General features: G+C 34.0%; 17 protein-coding genes. 10 read left to right on the top strand and 7 right to left on the bottom strand.

Annotated elements, in window-relative coordinates; translation table 11 throughout:
• Window positions 1–157 precede the first annotated feature (157 nt).
• The 8 genes from EAG08_RS09935 (at window position 158) to EAG08_RS22025 (ending at window position 7,192) form a co-directional block, all read left to right on the top strand.
• Complete coding sequence (locus EAG08_RS09935) at window positions 158–3,886, top strand: GEVED domain-containing protein (protein ID WP_129535289.1); 3,729 nt, start codon at window positions 158–160, stop codon at window positions 3,884–3,886.
• Between the two features lie 83 nt (window positions 3,887–3,969).
• Window positions 3,970–4,476 (top strand): hypothetical protein, encoded by a 507-nt coding sequence (locus tag EAG08_RS09930; protein WP_129535288.1) that lies wholly within the window; start codon window positions 3,970–3,972, stop codon window positions 4,474–4,476.
• Window positions 4,477–4,593: 117 nt separating this feature from the next.
• Window positions 4,594–5,070 carry a transposase gene (locus EAG08_RS09925; protein WP_317126324.1) on the top strand — a complete coding sequence of 159 codons (477 nt, stop codon included), beginning with the start codon at window positions 4,594–4,596 and terminating at the stop codon, window positions 5,068–5,070.
• A gap of 21 nt (window positions 5,071–5,091) precedes the next feature.
• Window positions 5,092–5,424 (top strand): helix-turn-helix domain-containing protein, encoded by a 333-nt coding sequence (locus tag EAG08_RS09920; RefSeq protein WP_129534393.1) that lies wholly within the window; start codon window positions 5,092–5,094, stop codon window positions 5,422–5,424.
• 81 nt (window positions 5,425–5,505) lie between these two features.
• On the top strand, window positions 5,506–6,189 hold the full coding sequence (locus EAG08_RS09915; protein ID WP_129534394.1) for a hypothetical protein: 684 nt from the start codon (window positions 5,506–5,508) through the stop codon (window positions 6,187–6,189).
• Window positions 6,190–6,291: 102 nt separating this feature from the next.
• The gene (locus tag EAG08_RS22640) at window positions 6,292–6,456 is read left to right on the top strand and encodes a glycosyltransferase family 2 protein (protein ID WP_262696823.1); all 165 of its coding nucleotides are present in this window, start codon (window positions 6,292–6,294) and stop codon (window positions 6,454–6,456) included.
• Entirely contained in the window at window positions 6,446–6,865 is a 420-nt protein-coding gene (locus tag EAG08_RS22030; RefSeq protein WP_317126328.1) for a glycosyltransferase, read from the top strand. The genes EAG08_RS22640 and EAG08_RS22030 overlap by 11 nt, the downstream gene beginning before the upstream one ends.
• A gap of 108 nt (window positions 6,866–6,973) precedes the next feature.
• Window positions 6,974–7,192, top strand: coding sequence for a hypothetical protein (locus EAG08_RS22025; RefSeq protein WP_228446849.1), 219 nt, complete (start codon window positions 6,974–6,976; stop codon window positions 7,190–7,192).
• Between the two features lie 356 nt (window positions 7,193–7,548).
• On the opposite strand, the gene EAG08_RS09905 is transcribed toward EAG08_RS22025, so the two are convergent.
• Both EAG08_RS09905 and EAG08_RS09900 read right to left on the bottom strand, forming a co-directional pair.
• Window positions 7,549–7,992, bottom strand: a complete 444-nt coding sequence (locus EAG08_RS09905; RefSeq protein WP_129535287.1) for a GNAT family N-acetyltransferase — start codon at window positions 7,990–7,992, stop codon at window positions 7,549–7,551.
• A 13-nt stretch (window positions 7,993–8,005) separates the two neighbouring features.
• Window positions 8,006–8,398 carry a rhodanese-like domain-containing protein gene (locus EAG08_RS09900; RefSeq protein ID WP_129535286.1) on the bottom strand — a complete coding sequence of 131 codons (393 nt, stop codon included), beginning with the start codon at window positions 8,396–8,398 and terminating at the stop codon, window positions 8,006–8,008.
• A 215-nt stretch (window positions 8,399–8,613) separates the two neighbouring features.
• On the opposite strand from EAG08_RS09900, the gene EAG08_RS09895 reads away from it, so the two are divergent.
• Window positions 8,614–9,429 carry a LysR family transcriptional regulator gene (locus EAG08_RS09895; protein ID WP_228446848.1) on the top strand — a complete coding sequence of 272 codons (816 nt, stop codon included), beginning with the start codon at window positions 8,614–8,616 and terminating at the stop codon, window positions 9,427–9,429.
• A gap of 835 nt (window positions 9,430–10,264) precedes the next feature.
• On the opposite strand, the gene EAG08_RS09890 is transcribed toward EAG08_RS09895, so the two are convergent.
• The gene (locus EAG08_RS09890; RefSeq protein ID WP_129535285.1) at window positions 10,265–13,027 is read right to left on the bottom strand and encodes a T9SS type A sorting domain-containing protein; all 2,763 of its coding nucleotides are present in this window, start codon (window positions 13,025–13,027) and stop codon (window positions 10,265–10,267) included.
• A gap of 506 nt (window positions 13,028–13,533) precedes the next feature.
• On the opposite strand from EAG08_RS09890, the gene EAG08_RS09885 reads away from it, so the two are divergent.
• Window positions 13,534–14,808, top strand: coding sequence for a Y-family DNA polymerase (locus EAG08_RS09885; RefSeq protein WP_129535284.1), 1,275 nt, complete (start codon window positions 13,534–13,536; stop codon window positions 14,806–14,808).
• A 73-nt stretch (window positions 14,809–14,881) separates the two neighbouring features.
• Here EAG08_RS09885 and EAG08_RS09880 read toward each other — a convergent pair whose 3' ends face one another.
• The 4 genes from EAG08_RS09880 to EAG08_RS09865 all read right to left on the bottom strand — a co-directional run bounded on the left by EAG08_RS09880 (window position 14,882) and on the right by EAG08_RS09865 (window position 18,664).
• Entirely contained in the window at window positions 14,882–15,496 is a 615-nt protein-coding gene (locus EAG08_RS09880) for a YdeI/OmpD-associated family protein (RefSeq protein WP_129535283.1), read from the bottom strand.
• A gap of 160 nt (window positions 15,497–15,656) precedes the next feature.
• Window positions 15,657–16,790 carry a serine hydrolase domain-containing protein gene (locus EAG08_RS09875; RefSeq protein WP_129535282.1) on the bottom strand — a complete coding sequence of 378 codons (1,134 nt, stop codon included), beginning with the start codon at window positions 16,788–16,790 and terminating at the stop codon, window positions 15,657–15,659.
• 81 nt (window positions 16,791–16,871) lie between these two features.
• On the bottom strand, window positions 16,872–18,413 hold the full coding sequence (locus EAG08_RS09870; RefSeq protein ID WP_129535281.1) for a glycine--tRNA ligase: 1,542 nt from the start codon (window positions 18,411–18,413) through the stop codon (window positions 16,872–16,874).
• A 50-nt stretch (window positions 18,414–18,463) separates the two neighbouring features.
• Entirely contained in the window at window positions 18,464–18,664 is a 201-nt protein-coding gene (locus EAG08_RS09865) for a hypothetical protein (protein ID WP_129535280.1), read from the bottom strand.
• Window positions 18,665–18,821: the final 157 nt, after the last annotated feature.

The raw sequence follows: 18,821 nt of genomic DNA, 5'->3' as shown, positions 1-18,821 counted from the left end.
AATTGATAATTTATTTTGCTTAAGACACTAAGATAATTTAATAACAAAAACATTTATTCTAATGTTTCATTCCACTTAATGTACAATATTGTGATAATAATTATTGTGACATCATTAAAATTGAAATAAAAGATGATTGAAATTTATACTAATTTTTATGAAACGAATAACACATAGCATAGAATGGCTTTATCTAAAGTTCAGCAGTATTATACTGTTTTGCATCTTTAGCAGTCTATCAATTTTACAAGCCCAGAATCGCCTTTCTGAGAGCTTTAACTATACATCTGGGACATTATTAACATCTGATAACTGGACTGCTTTAGGAGGAACAGGGACCAATAATATAACAGTTTCAAATGGCAATCTAGCTTATCCAGGTTCTATCGGTAACGGTATGGGTAATAAAATTGCTTTAGCTAATAATGGGCAGGATGTATCTATTGCTTTTAATGGGCTTTTAGCACCTATATATTCTTCACTTGTTGTCAATGTATCGGCAGCTAATATCGCTGGAGATTTTTTTTATTCTATAGGAACTAATATTGCACCAGCATCTACGGTAGGTGCGAAATTATTTATAAAATCAAATGGCTCAGGCTTCAGTTTTGGAGTCTTGAGAGGAACAGGAGGAATACCCGTTTACGAAACAACAGTGAGACCGTTTAATACGAATATAATGGTGGTCTTGAAATATGAAGTAGTTGCAGGCGCTTCAAACGATGCTGTTAAACTATATGTAAATCCCGTATTATCTTCAGAACCGGTAACACCGGATGCTGTGTATTCAGCTGCTATTGGTACTGATGCCGGTTCTTTTTCTACTGTATCTCTTCTACAGGGAACTGCCGTAACATCACCTACCCTAGAAGTAGATGCTATCAATTTAGGTGCTACCTGGGCAAATGTAACTTCTCCTGTTTTTGATTACGGAGACGTACCAACAACCTATGATTTAACAAAAGATGGCGTCTACGCTCCTGCAGCACACATTGCTCTTGCAGGATTATCTTTAGGAAGTATAATTCCTGATCTTGAAATTTCGCCCTTAAGTGTAGCTTCAGGAGCAGATAATAATGGGAGCAACGGAGACGGTGCTGATGAAGATGCGATAAATGTCTCTGTAAATCAAATTAGAAAAGGAATATCATACAACTTAGCAATCCCTGTAACAAATTCTGTATTAAGCACAAAATATCTGTATGGATGGATTGATTTTAACAATGATGGTAAGTTTCAGTCTGGCGAATTGTCTGATGCAGTTGTTACTTTCACAACAACAGGAACGTCGACACAATCTCTTACCTGGTCATCTGCAAAAACAGGAAGTATAGTGACGGGTGCAACCAAATTGTATATGAGATTAAGACTTTCGGATCAATTACTGAATGATTTTACAGCAGGTACTGGAAGTACATTAATTGATGAACGAAGCGTTGGTTTCGTTGGTGCTGTCTCTGGATCAAATCCTATTAATTTTCCGGCTGGATCCAATGGTGAAGTAGAAGATTATCAAATTGATGTGGTTACCACTTATGATTACGGAGATCTACCTTCCAGTTTTGAAAATGATAAAGATGGGAATGTTTTACCGGGAATTCATGTGCCACTTTTGGGATTTAGTATAGGAAGTCTTTTAGATGCAGAAAGTACTCCTGCTTCCGTTACTTCACCTGCTCAAAATAATACTGTAGGAGATAATGCGATTGGAACAGCTGATGAAGATGGTATTACTACAATGGCAAGCATAGAAAGAAATACAGCATACAGTATTACTGTTCCTGTAAGTATTCCTAGCACTTTGCCAGCAGGAACAAAGTACTTATACGGATGGCTAGATCTTAATGGTGATGGGATTTTTCAGGTTGGTGAAGTAGCAACTGCTACAACTACCAGTTCTACAAATACAACAATGACCTTAACATGGACGGCTGCTCAAACACTTACAATTGTTAATGGAACACTTAGTATGTATTTAAGATTAAGATTGTCTAATTTAAGTCTGTTAGATTTTACAACAGGTACTGGAAGTGCTTTAATTGATGAAAGAAGTGTTGGTAACGGTGCTACATCTGCCACGGTTGCTGCTAATTCACCATTAATAACATTTGGAGAGATTGAAGATTATCAGCTGCCTGTTAATTCTTCAATCAGATACAATGATGTTGTACAAGGAGGAGTAAGTATGACAGGGAATTCATGGTATTTTAGCTTACCAGCCAATAATACTACACGTAGAGTACCTGATATAGATGGAGATGGTTCTACTATATGGTCTAATTATGGAGATTTGATTTTACCTGCAGGATCAACAATTGTCAAAGCATATTTATCAGTAGAAAAAGATGGACCTGCAAACTTTACTTCAGCAATGTTGAAAGTTCCGGGTGCGGCGGCTTATACCACTTTAACACCAGGAACAAGTATTGCAGATAGAAGTACAGGTGGTGCATTTGGTTATGCTCAGATGATTTGGGATATTACCTCAATGATACCTCCTAACGGTTATGTGAGTACAGCCGCAGGAGGACCGGCAGGAAGGTATTTCCTTGCTAATCCTAGTCCTTTCCCAGTATCAATGGGAGGGTGGTCTATTATTGTTGTTTACAAAAACGCTAATTCTAAATTTAGAAAGATTGTTATAAACGATGGTTGGCAATCTTTTCCTCCTGGAGTTGTGCAAACCACAATTCAAGGCTTGAAAATTCCTGCTTCTGGGACTGTAAAAGCCATAGTTGGTCTTACTGGGACCTATGGTGACAGAGGGTTCTCTGATTTGTTAAGTTTTGGTAAGGTAGGAACTACTTTAACAAATTTAGCAGACCCTATGACGGGATCTACAACTGATGCATTAAATAGTTCTATTGCTTGGGGTGCAAACAATAATGTTTCTGTTGATGGCGGACCTGCAATCTCAGGGAATTATACAGCTCGTCTTCCCATCAGTGCAGGACACTTGTTTGGAGTTGCTGAATCGTATGATTTTGACGCAGATATTTTTGATGCGACAGGGGTCTTAGCACCTTCCAGTACGCCTGTTGATGTCGTTCTTGAACAACTTAGTACAGGCGGAGATGCTTTGGTAAGCGGGTCTTATTTTATCTCTGTAGATGTGGCAATACCTCCGGTACTAACGAAAAGTTTACCTGTTAGCACTATAGCAGACGGCGGTGTAACAAAATATATTTGGACAGTTACCAATACAGCATCTGATGCGGTATTGCAGACGATTGATTTTACGGATAATCTGCCAAGCAGTATCAAAGTTGCAGCAACGCCTAACGCATCAATCACAGGTGGAACAGGTGGTGTAATTACTGCTGCTCCCAATTCAGGAATAGTTACTATTTCAGGGCTGCAATTAAATCCGGGACAGAGTGCAACGATATCAGTGGATATCACTAATGTACTTGGGCAACTTAATGCATCATGTTCTGCAAATCCGTCTGCTTTTACAAACAGTTCTTCAAATATTACTGTACCTTCAGGTGGAATTCTAAATACCTCTACGATTACCCCACAGTGTTTGATCGTTACAGCAAGTATTCCTTCTTCTTGTTACAAGCCTGGAATAACAAGCGGAACAGCATTAGACAGTAAGGTTGGGATTACCTCTTTGAGCAGAGCAGGTGCTACAGATCCTGATAATTGGCCAATGGTTCGCAAGGGTGCCTGGTTGGTACTGGAATCTAAAACCAAAGGATTTGTAGTCAACAGACTTCCTTTTGATGGCTCAGGGAATCCTATAGGAATTCCGGTTGCTGATTTTACAGAAGGAATGATGGTTTATGATACAGTAAACAACTGTCTAAAAATGTATACATCTACAGATGGTGGATTTTCATTCAGCTGGCAGTGTTTAAATACACAAACCTGTCCTGATTAAGAAAACAACATAAGCTAAAAGCAGAAGTAATAGGGTTTTACTCTATTGCTTTTGCGTAAGCTTTTTAACTTAAAACTTACAAAATGAATAAAATAATCTTAAGTATAACATTATTCTGTGCCATCTCTGTAAATGCTCAGGTGGCAATAGGAAAAGAAAACGTGGCTAATCCTTCGGTATCATTAGAATTTGCAACTACTGAAAATAGAGGATTTATACTGCCTTACGTAGAGGATAATAGTGGAATCTCTCAAAACGGCACTATTATTTACGATACGGCAGATCATAAAGTAAAATACCTTAAAGGCGGAAGCTGGTTTGACTTAAGTGTAGATACTACAGGAAATGCAGATCTGTCTTTACAAGCTACCAAGACTGAGAAAACAGGAGCTAAGGTAAGTATTGGAACTCCTACTTCAACAGACGGTATTTTAGTTTTGGAAGACAATAACAAAGCGATGGTTCTTCCTAAAGTGGCTAGTCCGCATTTGAATATTATCAATCCATCTGCAGGAATGATGGTATATGATACAACTGCACGTCAATTGGCGGTATTTAATGGGACTGTGTGGTCATTCTGGAAACCATAATATTCAGACTGTCAAATAAAATCTTCAACCTGGTATTGAAATTAATAGTTTTTCATATGTTTTGGTAAAGCTACCATGGTTGAAGTATTTTATGTTTATTCATTTAAATAATTGTAAATGACTAGTAATTTTAAAGATATTCATTTGGGATTCTTAATTAAACATAAGGTGCAAGAATTAGAGATAGAAACTTCCCGTATTTGTAATTTTATTAAGTGCAGTGAAGAAGATGTTGAAACGATGTTCTTACAAAAAGATTTAAGTACAGACGTCTTATTAAAATGGAGTAAACTGCTGGAGTATGATTTTTTCAGGTTATATACTCAACATCTGATACTGTTTTCACCCCCTGGTAGAATACCATCTAATAAAAGGATCGTTTCCAATCTTCCCAAGTTCAAAAAAAATATTTATACAGGTGAGATAATCGATTTTATTTTAGAGTTAATAAATTCTGGTGAAAAGACAAAAAAAGAAATTATTAATGACTATAGGATTCCAAAACCACACTTTACAAATGGATATCAAAATATAATAATAAATAAAAACCCCAAAATATCTGTAATTAAATTTAATATTCCAATAGATACATAAAACGCAGCTAAAAAAGGAGCCATGAATAATTTACCTCCCAATTATAAACTTATTTATGAAGATATGATTGCTAAAAAATACGCTCATAAAAAAGCAGATTGTTCAAGTATACTAAATAAGAGTACATTATCCGTAATGGATGTTATAAAAATAAACAAGATTATTTCTGATAATTCCGATGAAGCTACAGGCGTGTTTAATCAGAAGTTACGATCATATGATAAATCTACTGTATTAGAAATTCTAGATTATCAAAAAATAAACAAATTAAATAATAAACAAGCGGCAATAAAATTTAAAACCAGCAGAAATACAATCAGTAAATGGAAAAAAATGTTTTCTGAAAAAAACTGATATTTTATAATTTTTAATCATTAAAACTTTTATTATGACTTAAAATATATTTAAAAAAACATCAAATACACAAAAATCATTATGAAGACAAAAATCTTATTTCTTATTGCGGAGATAATTTTCTCCTCATTTAAAAGTCAGGTGGGTATCAATACCCAAAAGCCAGAAGCAACTCTAGATGTAAATGGAGATGTTAGAATACAAAAAGTAAACCCTTTGCCTGCTTCAGAATCTGTAAATAAAATTTTGGCACTTGGTGACAATAACATTATACATCAAATAAATGCAGATGATATTCTGCTTAATGGCAGTAACGCTATTGTAAAAGGTATTGGTGGTACAGGATTTAGCCTGTTATCAATAAGTTTATTAAATGGATGGCTGCAAGTCTCCTTTCCGACATTAGAAATTGATGAAGGAAACAATTACGATACAGCTCAACAAGAATTTATAGCTCCAAATACAGGAGTTTATAATGTTTATTTTTTCATAGAAATGGCCTCTCTCCTTTCTGTATCTACTACAGGTATTGGCATTTTTAAAATAGATGGTATTTCCGGTATTCGAACATTGTTATCAGAAGAATCATTTACAAATATCAGTGTTCTGGGCATAGGAGTCTCTCCTCCAACCAGATCAACCCAAACAATAGTTAAGCTCAATAAGGGCGATAAAATAAGCTTTGGAATGAGAGGAATTCCGCTGGCTAGTATTGGTTTATTGACGAACTCTAACGCTCAGTTCTCAATTTTACGAGTAAAATAATTACGCTTATAAGGGTAATAAAAGTTTTAAAATGATGCAGAATTTTTTATTATAGTTAATAAAAAATTCTGCATTTTTATTTATGAAAAATGAAAATGAAAAATGAGAAAAATTTCTATTCTTATTGCAAATTATAATAATGATAAATATTTTATAGACTGCTATAATTCCTTAATAGAACAGACGTATCAGAATTGGGAAGTATTTATCATAGATGATGACTCAACAGATAATTCACTAAAGACTATAAAAAAAGATAGGAGATGATGATAGATTTAAACTCTATAAAAATCATATAAATGAAGGCTGTGGAGCAACAAAAAGAAAGTGCATAGAATATGCAACTGGAGAGATTTGTGCCTATCTTGATCCTGATGATGCAATTTACCCAATAGCTTTAGAAAAGTCGATTAAAGAATATAATAGAAATAATACTATTGTAGCTACCTATTCCAGAATGATGATGTGTGATGAGAATCTAAATCCCCAAAAAACTTTTGCTAGCACTAAGAAAATATATAATAATGAGTGTTTTTTCAATTTCCCAATTCAGTTTGCGCACTTTTTCACTTTTAAAAAGGAAATTTATTTAAGAACTGAGGGAATTAATCCTGAATTAAAAAGTGCAGTTGATCAAGATCGATATCTCAAAATTCTTGAACATGGAAATCCCTAATTTATTAATGAGAACCTATACTATTATAGACTTCATACTAATGGACTCTCCCAACAGAATGCAAAGCAGGACGCAAAAAATTCTTTTGCTACTGTAATATATGATACAATGTTTAGGAGAAAAATTAAAAACATCAATGGCGAAAAAGTTCCGGATAAATATACTAATTCAGAAGATATTTATAAACTTTTAGAATATCAAACAACATTTCTATTTAGATTGAGAAATAAAATAAAATTAATCTTCCAGATCCGAGTAGTATCATTAGAGTTCTTTTTAGCTTCATATTCATTATATCTCGTCCTGAAAAAATGGCACTTAGATTAAGAGCCTGTTTTTATCAGGTACATTAAAGTATTTCAAATCCAGGATAGGGGGGTGTTTTCTCTTTCGCTCTTTCTGATTTATCGTTTTATTTATATATTGCCACTGGTCTTCAGTCAGATCAGTTGGGTATTTCATTTTTTTTCAAATATCCAACTTCTGAAAACCTTCTAACAAAAATTTTTATACATTTTTAAAAAAGCTTTAAGCCAATTTGTATATTTTTGTTGGAAAAGGCGGTTAAATTGACACCTAATTAAGGAGTGAAAGTAGAACAGAGACTTATTGGAACCAATTAAAATATCCGAGCTAGATTCAATTTGAATGAAAAGTGCCCGGATTATTATATAGCTAAGAATTTATATCTTCCATGTAAACCTTTCCTTAGATTTTGATTCTGCGCCCAGATTATGATAAAATTTAATAGCTCTGGTATTAAAATCAGGTGTTTGCCACTGAATTACTGAACAGTTTGCTGATTGAGCATACTCTTTTATCTTTTCCATGACTTGTTTACCTATGCCATTACCTCTTATGTTTTCTGTTAAAAATAAACAATCAATATAGACATAATATTGAGCTTCCCAAGTCGAAAATTGCTTAATGAAGGTTGAGTAGCCTACTATTTTTTTATTATATTCAACCACTAAACATTTTAAATCTGGTTCAAGAGCAAAAAGGTGTTGAGATAATAGTTCCGTTTTATTTGTCTCATTAAAATCACTTTTCTCATATTGCGCATGGGCCTTACACAGCTTAATGATAGAAGCTAGATCTATTTCTGTTGCAAATCTTATTATCATATGTTTATGGGGGTTAACAAGCGCATTCAAACATAAATCCTTTATTCGGATTTGTACCTTCAGTAGCATATCCGTCAAACTTCCACCATTCAATCCCTCCCATTAGCTCCTTGACTTTAAAACCAAGTTTAGTCATTTTTAGAGCACCTTTAGTAGAAGCATTACACCCAATACCGTCACAATAGCATATATAAGTTTTCGATTTATCTAAGTGTCTTGTTGTTTCTGCTGTCATAGTACTGTGCGGGATATTAATAGCTAAAGGAATATGTTCCTTCTCATATCCATGAGGCTGTCGGGCGTCTATAGCAATGCATTCTGTACCATTTTCAAATGCTTCATACAGGTCAGATGGATCCATCTCATAATTTAATTTGTTTTCATAGAATTCAATTTGTTTTTGCATAACTTAAAGTTTTAATTGTTCTTGACAAAATTACTATAGAGAATTTGTTTTAATATGAAGCCAAAATTGAAACATCTACATTTTCAATTGAAAAAATTTCATATACATTCTAACGCAGATATTTTTAATTTTGTGATTATGGAAACTAGGCTTTTAAAACTTATCAAAACAATAGCAGAAGAAGGAAGCATTTCAAACTCTTCAGAGAAGCTTTTTTGACACAGTCTGCATTAAGCCATCAGCTAAAAGAAATAGAAAACCAATTAGGCTTTAAGGTTTTTCACAGGTCTCGAAATAAGTGGGAGCTAACAGAAGAAGGAAAAGAACTTTATAAGGTTGCCTGTAATGTTTTTGATAATATAGAAAAAGGTTTCAATACCATTAAGCAAATAAGAAAAGGATCAACAGGAAAGATAAGGATAAGTACTGAATGCTACTCTTTTTATCAAGGATTACCCTTTTTTATTCAGAAAATGGGAATCTTATATCCGGAAATAGAGGTTGATTTAATAATTGAAGCTACTCATAAACCTATTTCTAAGATCTTATTAAACGAAATAGATATTGCAATTGTTACTTCAAAGTTCTCTTTTGAAGAAAGTTTAATCAATATTAAAGTATATGAAGATGAAATTTTCGCAGTTCTTCATGAAGAAAATAAATTAAGCCATCTGGAGTATATAGAAGCTGCTCATTTTCTTGAGAATAAATTGATTATTCATTCATTTCCTTTGGACACAGTTTCTGTTTATGAGCACTACTTAAAACCCCACGGAATATTACCTCCCGCTATTTTAGCAATTCCACTGACAGAAGTAGCTTTGGAAATGGTGAATGCTAATATGGGAATAATGTGTATGCCTAAATGGGCTTTGAAGTCATTTAAGTTACCACACGAAGTGATTTTAAAAAGAATAGGAAAGACGGGGCTCAAAAGAAACCATTATTTAGTTGTGCGAAAATCTGATAAAAATAAAAAATACATCAAAGATTTCTTGTTAAATTTTGAAGAACATTTCAAAAAATATTGACTTATCAAGTTTAAAATTTTCTAGCAACGGGACTTATTTAATACTTCTTGCTTTCAATATAAATTAAAATACTATATCATTTTGTAAATCAATTAATTATGTGTCAAAGTGTGAATTTTGTCCCATTTTTGGTTTAAAGCCGATTCACAAAATGGCGAAGATGCCTATGATTCCAGATCCGAAATATGCTTATGATAAATAAAAGCAGTACAATATACATCAGTAGATTAAGGAAGATATATGCACAACGTCACGGAAACCCTATCCTCAGGCGTATGAGATTTGATTACCAAGGAAAAAAATTAACTAACAGTGCTATTTGTTGAAAGTGTTTATAATGTGATTCAAATTATTATAAAAGAATAAATATTATATAATGGATTAATGATATATTATAACAACAATAACCAGCTCCGCAGTATAACTTTATACATACATAAAGACTTTGGAATACCATTTTTGTCTAACCATTCTGTCTTGCCCATACGGTATCTTTGTAGGCATTAGTATATTTATATTTAATAAGTTCTTCAAACTTCTTGGTGTTCATAATATCAAATTTAAAAATTAATCTCTTATGAAACACTTCTTAAGTGAAGCCGAAATCAGGACACTTTTTGCTGACGATTTACAATACCAAAAAATTTAAAACAATCGATGAGCTTAGAAAAGAAATAAAAGAATGCATCACTTTTACAACAACGACAGAATAATGTTAAATTTAAAAGGAAGAGCCCGGTACAGTACCGAGCTCTTTCATCTAATTATATTGTTTAATTTTGTTTAATAATTTGGGGCAGTCTAATTTTGCGAGGGTTTTTCTTTTAAAATAGAGTTAATCTTTAATTATTTTAAAAGTTTCTATATTGTTTTTATATGAAATTCTTACTAAATAAATCCCTGAAGATAGATTAGATAAATTAATTTGAGTAGATTTTGTATTGACTGTTTGGTTTAAAACAACTTGTCCTGTTAAATTAAATACTTCTACTTTACTTATTGGGCTATCGTTTTCTATATTTAATATAGATTTCACAGGATTAGGATAAAAACGGATCTTTTCGGATAAGGCAAAATTATTAGTTCCTAAAGTTCCTACAGAAATTTCATCAGCACCAATAGTAGGGTTTACGGTATTTCTTAATTGACAATCAATATCTGTGGTAATTGTTGCAATTGGTGTTCCTGCACTTGCTATTAATGGGTTATTATTGGCATCTAAATGTAAATCTGTAGCCGATACAAACACCGGTGCTACTTGTACAGAATGATCATCACGTGATGTAGCAGTACGCCATGCAGCTAATGTTGCATAGCTAGTTCCTGCATTGGGATTAAGACTTCCTGAACGAATACCACCAGACTGAACACCTGCACTATAAAAAACATTATTGTCTGAAACTAAACTATCAAAAGTCGTACTTGCAGTCCCAAAAGCATACGTCTTTACCGCTCCACCACCTGTAGCAATCTGTGTTGTAGACATAATATTATTTTTCATTTCCACTATTGGATCAAGGCCGGCTAATGCAATACCATAGCTTGGATACTGGCTCGGTTCTGACCCACGATTTCCTGATAAGGAAATAGTATTGTTATAGAGTTTTGTTACAGAAGCAACTGCACCAACCACGAATATACCCGCAACTATACTAGGACTTTTTGCCTGACTTCTTACGTTGCTAACCATATTGTTTTGTACGGTATTCGGAAGACCTATATATGCTCCCGAAATCGTAATTCCTACTGAAGAATAACCCGTACTAGAATCACAAATAGCTCCTGTTATTACATTATTATTAACCATGGCTCCTGTTATACCGCCACTGGTAATTGAGGTGCTACTTGCACCTCTGGATCCCAATGCTAAGCCAGCTGCACCTTCGTTGGAAGGATTTTCTACATACACTTTATTATAACTTACAACAGGATTCATGTCATGATACATTAATACTCCAAATCGTGTTATTTTATCTGTCCCTGTTGCAGATAAATCATTTTGTGTAATAACAGTTCCTATATTTTGATTATCTAAGCTTTCTCCGTATGAATACACGCCTGTATTCACTCTTTTAATAGAGCAATTCTCAACTCTGTTTCCATCATTATCTTTTCCGGTAAAGTGAATTCCATAATTACCTCCCAAATGCCCAATAACATTTACATTTTTTACCGTATTATTTTTAGCTCCGTTATTTCCGGATAAAAACCCAATTATTCCATAAGATTCATAACTGGTTTGATTTTGTATTGTCAGTTCGCGTAAAGTCGGATCACCTGCTACCAAACAGCTATTCACCGAGGTTCCAGATGTAGAACCATTAATGGTAACATTATCAGTCCCTGAGAATTTTATTAAAGAACTATATCCGGCATAAGTAGCACCTTTTATTGTTCTTGACCCTCCAAATGGCTGAATTAATACCGGAGGATTCCCCGCTATTTCATTCAAAGCATGTTTGCCTATTTCATCATTTAAATCCGAAATAATATTAATAGTAAGAGATCCTGAAACACCATCAACACTTTGGTTAATAGCCTGAAATATACCTCCATCATTCGTTAATGAAGGGAAATTACCTCCTGTACCAACTGTGTAAGTTCCTGACATTGGAGGTAAAACATCCGAAATAGTAACTATGCATGAAGCATTACCTTGAATAGTTGTTCCTATAGGGTTTGATAATGTTATAGAAAAAGTTTCGTTCTGATCCAGAATAGTGTCCGGTAAGGTGGTAACTGTGAAAGATTTTGGTGACATGTCATCATCTGCCCAAGATAAAGTACCGGATGTAGTATTGTAATCATTTCCTGCGATAGCGATACCGTCGCTGGTTGCATAATTTACAGATATAGCACCAACAGAACCACCAACACGATTTACGGTGATTACCTGATTTCTGTTTTCAAGCATAGTAATAGGAGAATAATCAAAAGACAAGGCTCCTGGAGCTCCCGGTGTATTGTATAAAATCCGAATATTAGGTCTGGTATCCAAAACGGTTCCGGTACCAGTAGCAGAGGGATCAAGATTGCTATTCCAAACCTGCGTTTGGTCTGTAGCATTATGCCATCTAAAAGTTTTATCTGTAGTGTTTGCTCCCGTTCCATATCCTATATCGGTTCCAACTAATATCTCAAGGTTGTTACCAGTATAGGTAAAAGGGGTAGTGAAAGGAATAGTTACCCATTTTCCTGCAACTACATCAGAGGCAGCAAGTGTTCCACCCACATAAGTAAATCCTGATGTGGCTGAATTGAAACTGGATGCTGTGAAACTATTAGAAGTAGTATTATAAAGGTAAACCCACATAGGAACATTTACGGGATTACTTGCTGTCTGAACAAAATAACGGATCCCAATAATATTTGATCCTGTAGGAATGTTCATTTCAGTTTTCTTGTAAACAGAAAGCGTACGATCATATCTATAATATGCGCCTATTGGTCTGTTATTAGTTTCTGTATAGTTATTTGTTGCAGGAATTGTTAATTGAGCTGAACTATTTGTGCTACAAAATAAAAGTATAATAATGAAATACAGGGATTTATAGAAATAATCCTTTTTCGTTTCTAACGAATAATAATAGTTTTTCAAGGTTTTTAGTTTTTAGATGTTTTTTCAATCGCTTGCGAAATTACGTAAAAATTGTTAATTTATAAACGAACGATTAAAAATATTCGGTGTGATAAAGAACTATAATTGTTCAATTGATGCGTTTTAATGCCACTCAGTTTCTCTCAAAAATGCGATTGGGATTTATTAATGACACTTTACAACCTTCCGGCTAATTTTAATTTTAAATCATTTCTAAGCAGTAGTGTCATTTTAATGTTACGAAAATTTAACTCTCATTCGGTTTCAGATGCTAAATGTTTTCTTGTATAATTTTTTGAACTTATATTTTTTTATTTTCAAAATCTCTTATATATTAGATTTCAATGATTGAGGGTATAAGAGCTATTGGCGACAAAACGTGACGTATTAAAATATTTAATTTGTTGAAAATCAAATGACTATTTATAACGTTAAAGTTTTAATTAAACATAATATTATACTCTAAAAGTTTTAATTTTGTATAGCAAATAGTCATTTTTAATATCATGTACGCTTTAGTAGATTGCAATAATTTCTTTGTTTCGTGTGAGAGAACGCTCGATCCGGAGTTAGAAAACAAGCCTGTTGTTGTACTTTCCAACAACGACGGATGTGTTGTGTCTCGAAGTAAAGAAGCGAAAGATTTAGGAATCCCCATGGCAGCTCCCGCATTTAAGTATAAAGAGCTTTTTAAAAAACATGATGTAAAAAGCTTCTCCGCAAAATTTGAATTGTATAATTTCAAAAGCCAACAGGTGATTCAACTTGCTAGTTCTTACGTTTTAGAATACGAAACTTACAGCATTGATGAGTTATTTTTAAATCTCACAGGCTTTAAATATATCAGTGTTTATGATTATTGTCTTGAAATTCGTGAGAGAATTAAAAATGAAGTCAATATCCCTGTAAGCATCGGCATTGCACCCACGAAAACCTTATGTAAAGTTGCCAACAGAATTGTAAAAGATTTTCCAGAGAAATTTAATGAAGGTGTTTATATTTTAGATACCCCCGAAAAAATTGAAAAAGCTTTAAAATGGCTCGACATCGGCGATGTTTGGGGAATCGGTCGAAGACTTAGCGCTAAAATGAATGACAATGGCGTTTATAAAGCTTGGGATTTACTTCAAAAACCTGAGATGTGGGTTCGAAAAGTTATGGGAATTCATGGTGTAAGAATGATTAATGAACTGAAAGGAATCCGTCAGTTGGAATTAGATGTTCCTTCCCCTAAAAAATCGATTGCCGTTACAAGAAGTTTCATGCAAATGTTAACAAAGAAAGATGAGGTAAAAGAGCGTGTGGAAACCTTCGGAATGTATTGCTCAGAAAGGCTGAGAAAACAAAATACCTGCTGCAAAATGGTCACGGTTTTTGTACAGACCAACCGTTTTAGAAAAGATTTACCGGAATATAGAAATGCAAGAACTCAAATTCTGCCCAATCCCACAAACTCATCAATTCTTATTGGTAGAGTAGTGAATGAATTATTTGAATCTATTTTTGAGGAAGGATTTCATTATAAAAAAGCAGGAGTTATCGTCAATGATTTTGTGCCTGAAGATCAAAGATTGATTAATTTGTTTGAAGAAGACACGCAAAATCAGCATTTGCCTGTGATGAAAGCGATGGATGCGATGAATAAAAAATACGGAAAAGATAAAGTACGTTTGGGAAGCATGAGCGGAAAAAATACTTGGGGACGTGCACAAATATCACCGGAATACGAAGCTTTTCTAAAAAACAATACGCTTCCTGAGGCAAATTTCAGATTCCACTAAGAATTTAGTTTACAATTAAAATTGTCTTCAATCTTGTAAACATCCAGCTTCCATCATCCAACTTCAAGCAAATTTATTTCTTCTTTTCATATTTCCAATTTCTTCCTTTTCCTTCGGCAATCCACTCTAAAGCTTGTTCTATCCTTTTATTTCTTGTAGTTTCTGTTTTGGCGTCAACAATCCAGTTAATATATTCTTTTCTAAATGATGGAGAAGCTTTTTCAAAAACTTCCAAAGCTTTTTTATTTTGGTTTAAAGCATTTTTAAAATATTCTGGAACTTCAATTTCTATCTTTGAAGACACTGCCTTTTTAAGTTTCACGCCCATATCCGTCAGTTCCATGGCTTCGAAAATAATCTTCTTAAGCTGAGGTTTTGAGGGAAGATCTTCGGGTTTGGTAATCTTGCCGAGACTGAACATATTCGTTTTTTCAACGTCAGTCTCTAGGTTTTTTATCGTCTGCATTTCATCATGCAGCCAAAATCCCATGCTGCAATATTGTTTAAACGAAACCATCGAACAAAGAATTTTTCCTTTGTACATAAACGTCGGAAATTTCCATTTGATAGTTTCATTTGCATCAGGACAAAACTCATGCACAATCTCACGAATATAATGTAGAATCGGTTTTGCAAAATCTTGAGATTTCTCAATATATTCATCTACCAAAGGATTATATTTTTCCATAATTCAATTTAAAAATAACATTTTAAAGATTTAGTTTTAAGAAATCTGAGTTAGTATTGAAGTAAATAAAATCTTTAGACATTTCCTTAATTTTATCTTAACAACTTAATTGATCTTAATAGTTAAAAAATATTTTCAACCTCAATCTTAGCCTCAACCTTTAAGCAAAATGCTTTACCGTTTCATTCACCAAAAACTTCACTTGATCGGGTCTTCCTCTGTCAGTTTTGGGCAAATTATTATAACTTCCCGTTCTCACGATGACCATTTTGTGTTCCGGAATCATAATAATGTATTGTCCCTGAAGTCCAAGGAAATAATAATGCTTGATAGGATTGTCGTTATTAATCCAAAAGCCCATTCCGTAAATTTCATCAGATTTTTCGGTTGGCTTTCTCATTTGTTCAATGAAATCTAAATTTAAAATCTGTTCATCACCCACCTTTCCGTCATTGATAAACAGCTGTCCGAGTTTTGCAAAATCCCTTGAATTGGAATGAATACAGCAGTATGTTTTTTCCATTCCACTTTCATCAACACTCCAGTCGGCATTCTGTTCCATTCCCAAAGGAATCCAGAATTTCTCAGATAAATAACTTGACAGAGACTGATTGATTGCTTTTTTTATTGCAAACCCTAGAAGTTGTGTAGAACCGCTTTGATATTCAAATCTTTCGCCTGGTTTTTCTTTAAATTTTCTTGAAAATGTAGCTTTGATGAGACTTCTTCCATAATACGCTCTGGCATTCGGCAGAAAAGGATTTTTATAATTTTCATCCCAAATTAAGCCAGATTCCATTTGGGCAAGATGTTTTAAATTTAAATCTTTACCGAAAGGTTTCAATTTAAATTCATCATAAAACTCAGAGAAATTCTGATCTATATTTTTAATTTTTCCTTCTTCCAAAGCCTTGCCATAAAGCATTACGGTAACGGCTTTTGCCATAGAAAAGGAATTGGTTTTCGAAAGTTCATTATAGCCGTTCCAATATTGTTCGTGCAATAATTTTCCGTCTTTTATGACCAAAAATGATGCAGTATTTGAATGGATTAAGTCGCCAACTATATTTTTAGGTAATTCTTTTTTATTGTAATCAGGATGGTCATCCCAAATGATAGGATTCGTTGTGTGAATAATATTTTTGGTAAAAAATTTCCCGTCATCAATGTTTGCACTTGATTTCCCACGAAGATAGGTTTTAGAAATTCCGTTGAAGAGGTAAGCATAGCCGAAAATATAGAATAAAATCACTATCGTTACCAGAAATAGAGTAATATAAAAAAGAATAATCATAAGAATTTGGTCTTAAACAAATTTAGAATATTTTTAAAACCAAGCATCAAAAAAAGCCCTGAAAAAATCAGGGCTTTGTAATTATATTTTAGAAAGTAAATTTCTGAAGTTTGTTTTCTCATCAATAATTCGTCTCAGTTCAGAAACCGGAACTCTTTCCTGCTGCATCGTGTCTCTGTCTCTGATGGTCACCGTGTGGTCTGTTAAAGAATCGTGATCAATCGTAATACAGTAAGGTGTTCCAATCGCATCCTGTCTTCTGTAGCGCTTTCCGATGGCATCTTTTTCTTCGTAGAATAAGTTGAAATCATATTTTAAATCATTAAATATATTTTCAGCATATTCTGCCAAACCATCTTTCTTCATTAATGGAAGAATCGCTGCTTTTACAGGAGCCAAAGCTGGCGGAAGCGATAAAACTGTTCTTTCCGAACCATCTTCCAAAACTTCGTCTTTCAGGCAATGAGAGAAAATGGAAAGGAATAAACGATCTAAACCAACCGAAGTTTCTACCACATAAGGAACGTAGTTTTCATTTCTTTCAGGATCAAAAAACTGTAATTTTCTGCCAGAGAATTTCTCATGCGCCTTCAAATCGAAATCGGTTCTTGAGTGAATACCTTCCAATTCTTTAAATCCAAACGGGAAATTAAATTCAATATCCGCCGCAGCATTTGCATAATGTGCTAATTTCTCATGATCATGGAATCTGTAATTCTCATTTCCTAAACCAAGAGCTAAGTGCCAGTTCAGACGTTTTGTTTTCCATTGCTCATAGAATTCAAGTTCAGTTCCAGGAGCCACGAAAAACTGCATTTCCATTTGTTCAAATTCACGCATTCTGAAAATAAACTGTCTTGCAACAATCTCATTTCTAAACGCCTTACCAATCTGAGCAATACCAAACGGAAGTCTGTGACGAGAAGTTTTCTGTACGTTTAAGAAATTCACGAAAATACCTTGGGCGGTTTCCGGTCTTAAATAAAGATCCATCGCAGAATCTGCAGAAGCCCCTAATTTAGTTCCGAACATCAAGTTGAATTGTCTTACTTCCGTCCAGTTTCTTGAACCTGTATCGGGATCTGCAATCTCTAATTCTTCAATTAATGCTTTTACATCAGCCAAATCTTCATTTTCTAAAGACTTTGCCAATCTCGAAAGAATTTCTGCCCTTTTTGCTCTGTATTCTAAAATTTTAGGATTCGTCGCTTCAAACTGAGCTTTATCGAAAGATTCACCAAATCTTTTGGCAGCCTTTTCAATCTCTTTATTTTCTTTATCCTCGATTTTCGCACAGTAATCTTCTACCAAAACATCTGCTCTGAAACGTTTTTTAGAATCTTTATTGTCAATCAAAGGATCGTTGAATGCATCAACGTGGCCCGAAGCTTTCCAAGTTGTAGGGTGCATCAGAATCGCCGAATCAATACCCACAATATTTTCGTTCAGCTGTACCATCGCTTTCCACCAGTATTGTTTGATATTGTTTTTCAGTTCTGCACCATTCTGTCCATAGTCATAAACAGCGGATAAACCGTCATAGATCTCACTAGAAGGGAAAATAAAACCATATTCTTTAGCGTGAGAAATCACTTTCTTGAAAACATCTTCTTGCTTTGCCATAATTTTTTTACGTCTGAAGTGCAAAAATAATGTTTTTTATCGGGAAAATATTAATATCGGTAAGAACCTACATTGGATATAGACATTAAAAAGTATCCGCCCAAACCGGCAATCAATAAAATACCTGCAGTAATCAATAATAATATTCTTATTGTTCTGTGTTTTTTAGGATCTGTAGCGGCTAAGGCGAGGGCACCTGCAATGATAGAGATGATTATCAGTGATTTGAAAAAGCTAAAATAGTCTATCATAATTTTTAAACTTCCTTTTTACGAATGTAAAGAAATTTGATGAAGGTTTTATTAGAAACTAAGTAAGAAGTTTTTCAGGAGCCGGGAACCTGCTTTCTCTACTCGCTATTTTATGAGTTTCGGGGCAGCGGCTCCGCCGCTGCCCCGAAACTCATAA

Source organism: Chryseobacterium sp. 3008163, from assembly GCF_003669035.1.
GTDB lineage: Bacteria > Bacteroidota > Bacteroidia > Flavobacteriales > Weeksellaceae > Chryseobacterium.
This window is presented reverse-complemented; position numbering and strand designations above follow the sequence as displayed.

Bases quoted from the DNA above. Each gene is read 5' to 3' on its own strand.
- EAG08_RS09935 (WP_129535289.1), top strand. From the start codon at position 158: ATGAAACGAATAACACATAGCATAGAATGGCTTTATCTAAAGTTCAGC.
- EAG08_RS09930 (WP_129535288.1), top strand. From the start codon at position 3,970: ATGAATAAAATAATCTTAAGTATAACATTATTCTGTGCCATCTCTGTA.
- EAG08_RS09925 (WP_317126324.1), top strand. From the start codon at position 4,594: ATGACTAGTAATTTTAAAGATATTCATTTGGGATTCTTAATTAAACAT.
- EAG08_RS09920 (WP_129534393.1), top strand. From the start codon at position 5,092: ATGAATAATTTACCTCCCAATTATAAACTTATTTATGAAGATATGATT.
- EAG08_RS09915 (WP_129534394.1), top strand. From the start codon at position 5,506: ATGAAGACAAAAATCTTATTTCTTATTGCGGAGATAATTTTCTCCTCA.
- EAG08_RS22640 (WP_262696823.1), top strand. From the start codon at position 6,292: ATGAGAAAAATTTCTATTCTTATTGCAAATTATAATAATGATAAATAT.
- EAG08_RS22025 (WP_228446849.1), top strand. From the start codon at position 6,974: ATGTTTAGGAGAAAAATTAAAAACATCAATGGCGAAAAAGTTCCGGAT.
- EAG08_RS09905 (WP_129535287.1), bottom strand. From the start codon at position 7,992: ATGATAATAAGATTTGCAACAGAAATAGATCTAGCTTCTATCATTAAG.
- EAG08_RS09900 (WP_129535286.1), bottom strand. From the start codon at position 8,398: ATGCAAAAACAAATTGAATTCTATGAAAACAAATTAAATTATGAGATG.
- EAG08_RS09885 (WP_129535284.1), top strand. From the start codon at position 13,534: ATGTACGCTTTAGTAGATTGCAATAATTTCTTTGTTTCGTGTGAGAGA.
- EAG08_RS09880 (WP_129535283.1), bottom strand. From the start codon at position 15,496: ATGGAAAAATATAATCCTTTGGTAGATGAATATATTGAGAAATCTCAA.
- EAG08_RS09875 (WP_129535282.1), bottom strand. From the start codon at position 16,790: ATGATTATTCTTTTTTATATTACTCTATTTCTGGTAACGATAGTGATT.
- EAG08_RS09870 (WP_129535281.1), bottom strand. From the start codon at position 18,413: ATGGCAAAGCAAGAAGATGTTTTCAAGAAAGTGATTTCTCACGCTAAA.
- EAG08_RS09865 (WP_129535280.1), bottom strand. From the start codon at position 18,664: ATGATAGACTATTTTAGCTTTTTCAAATCACTGATAATCATCTCTATC.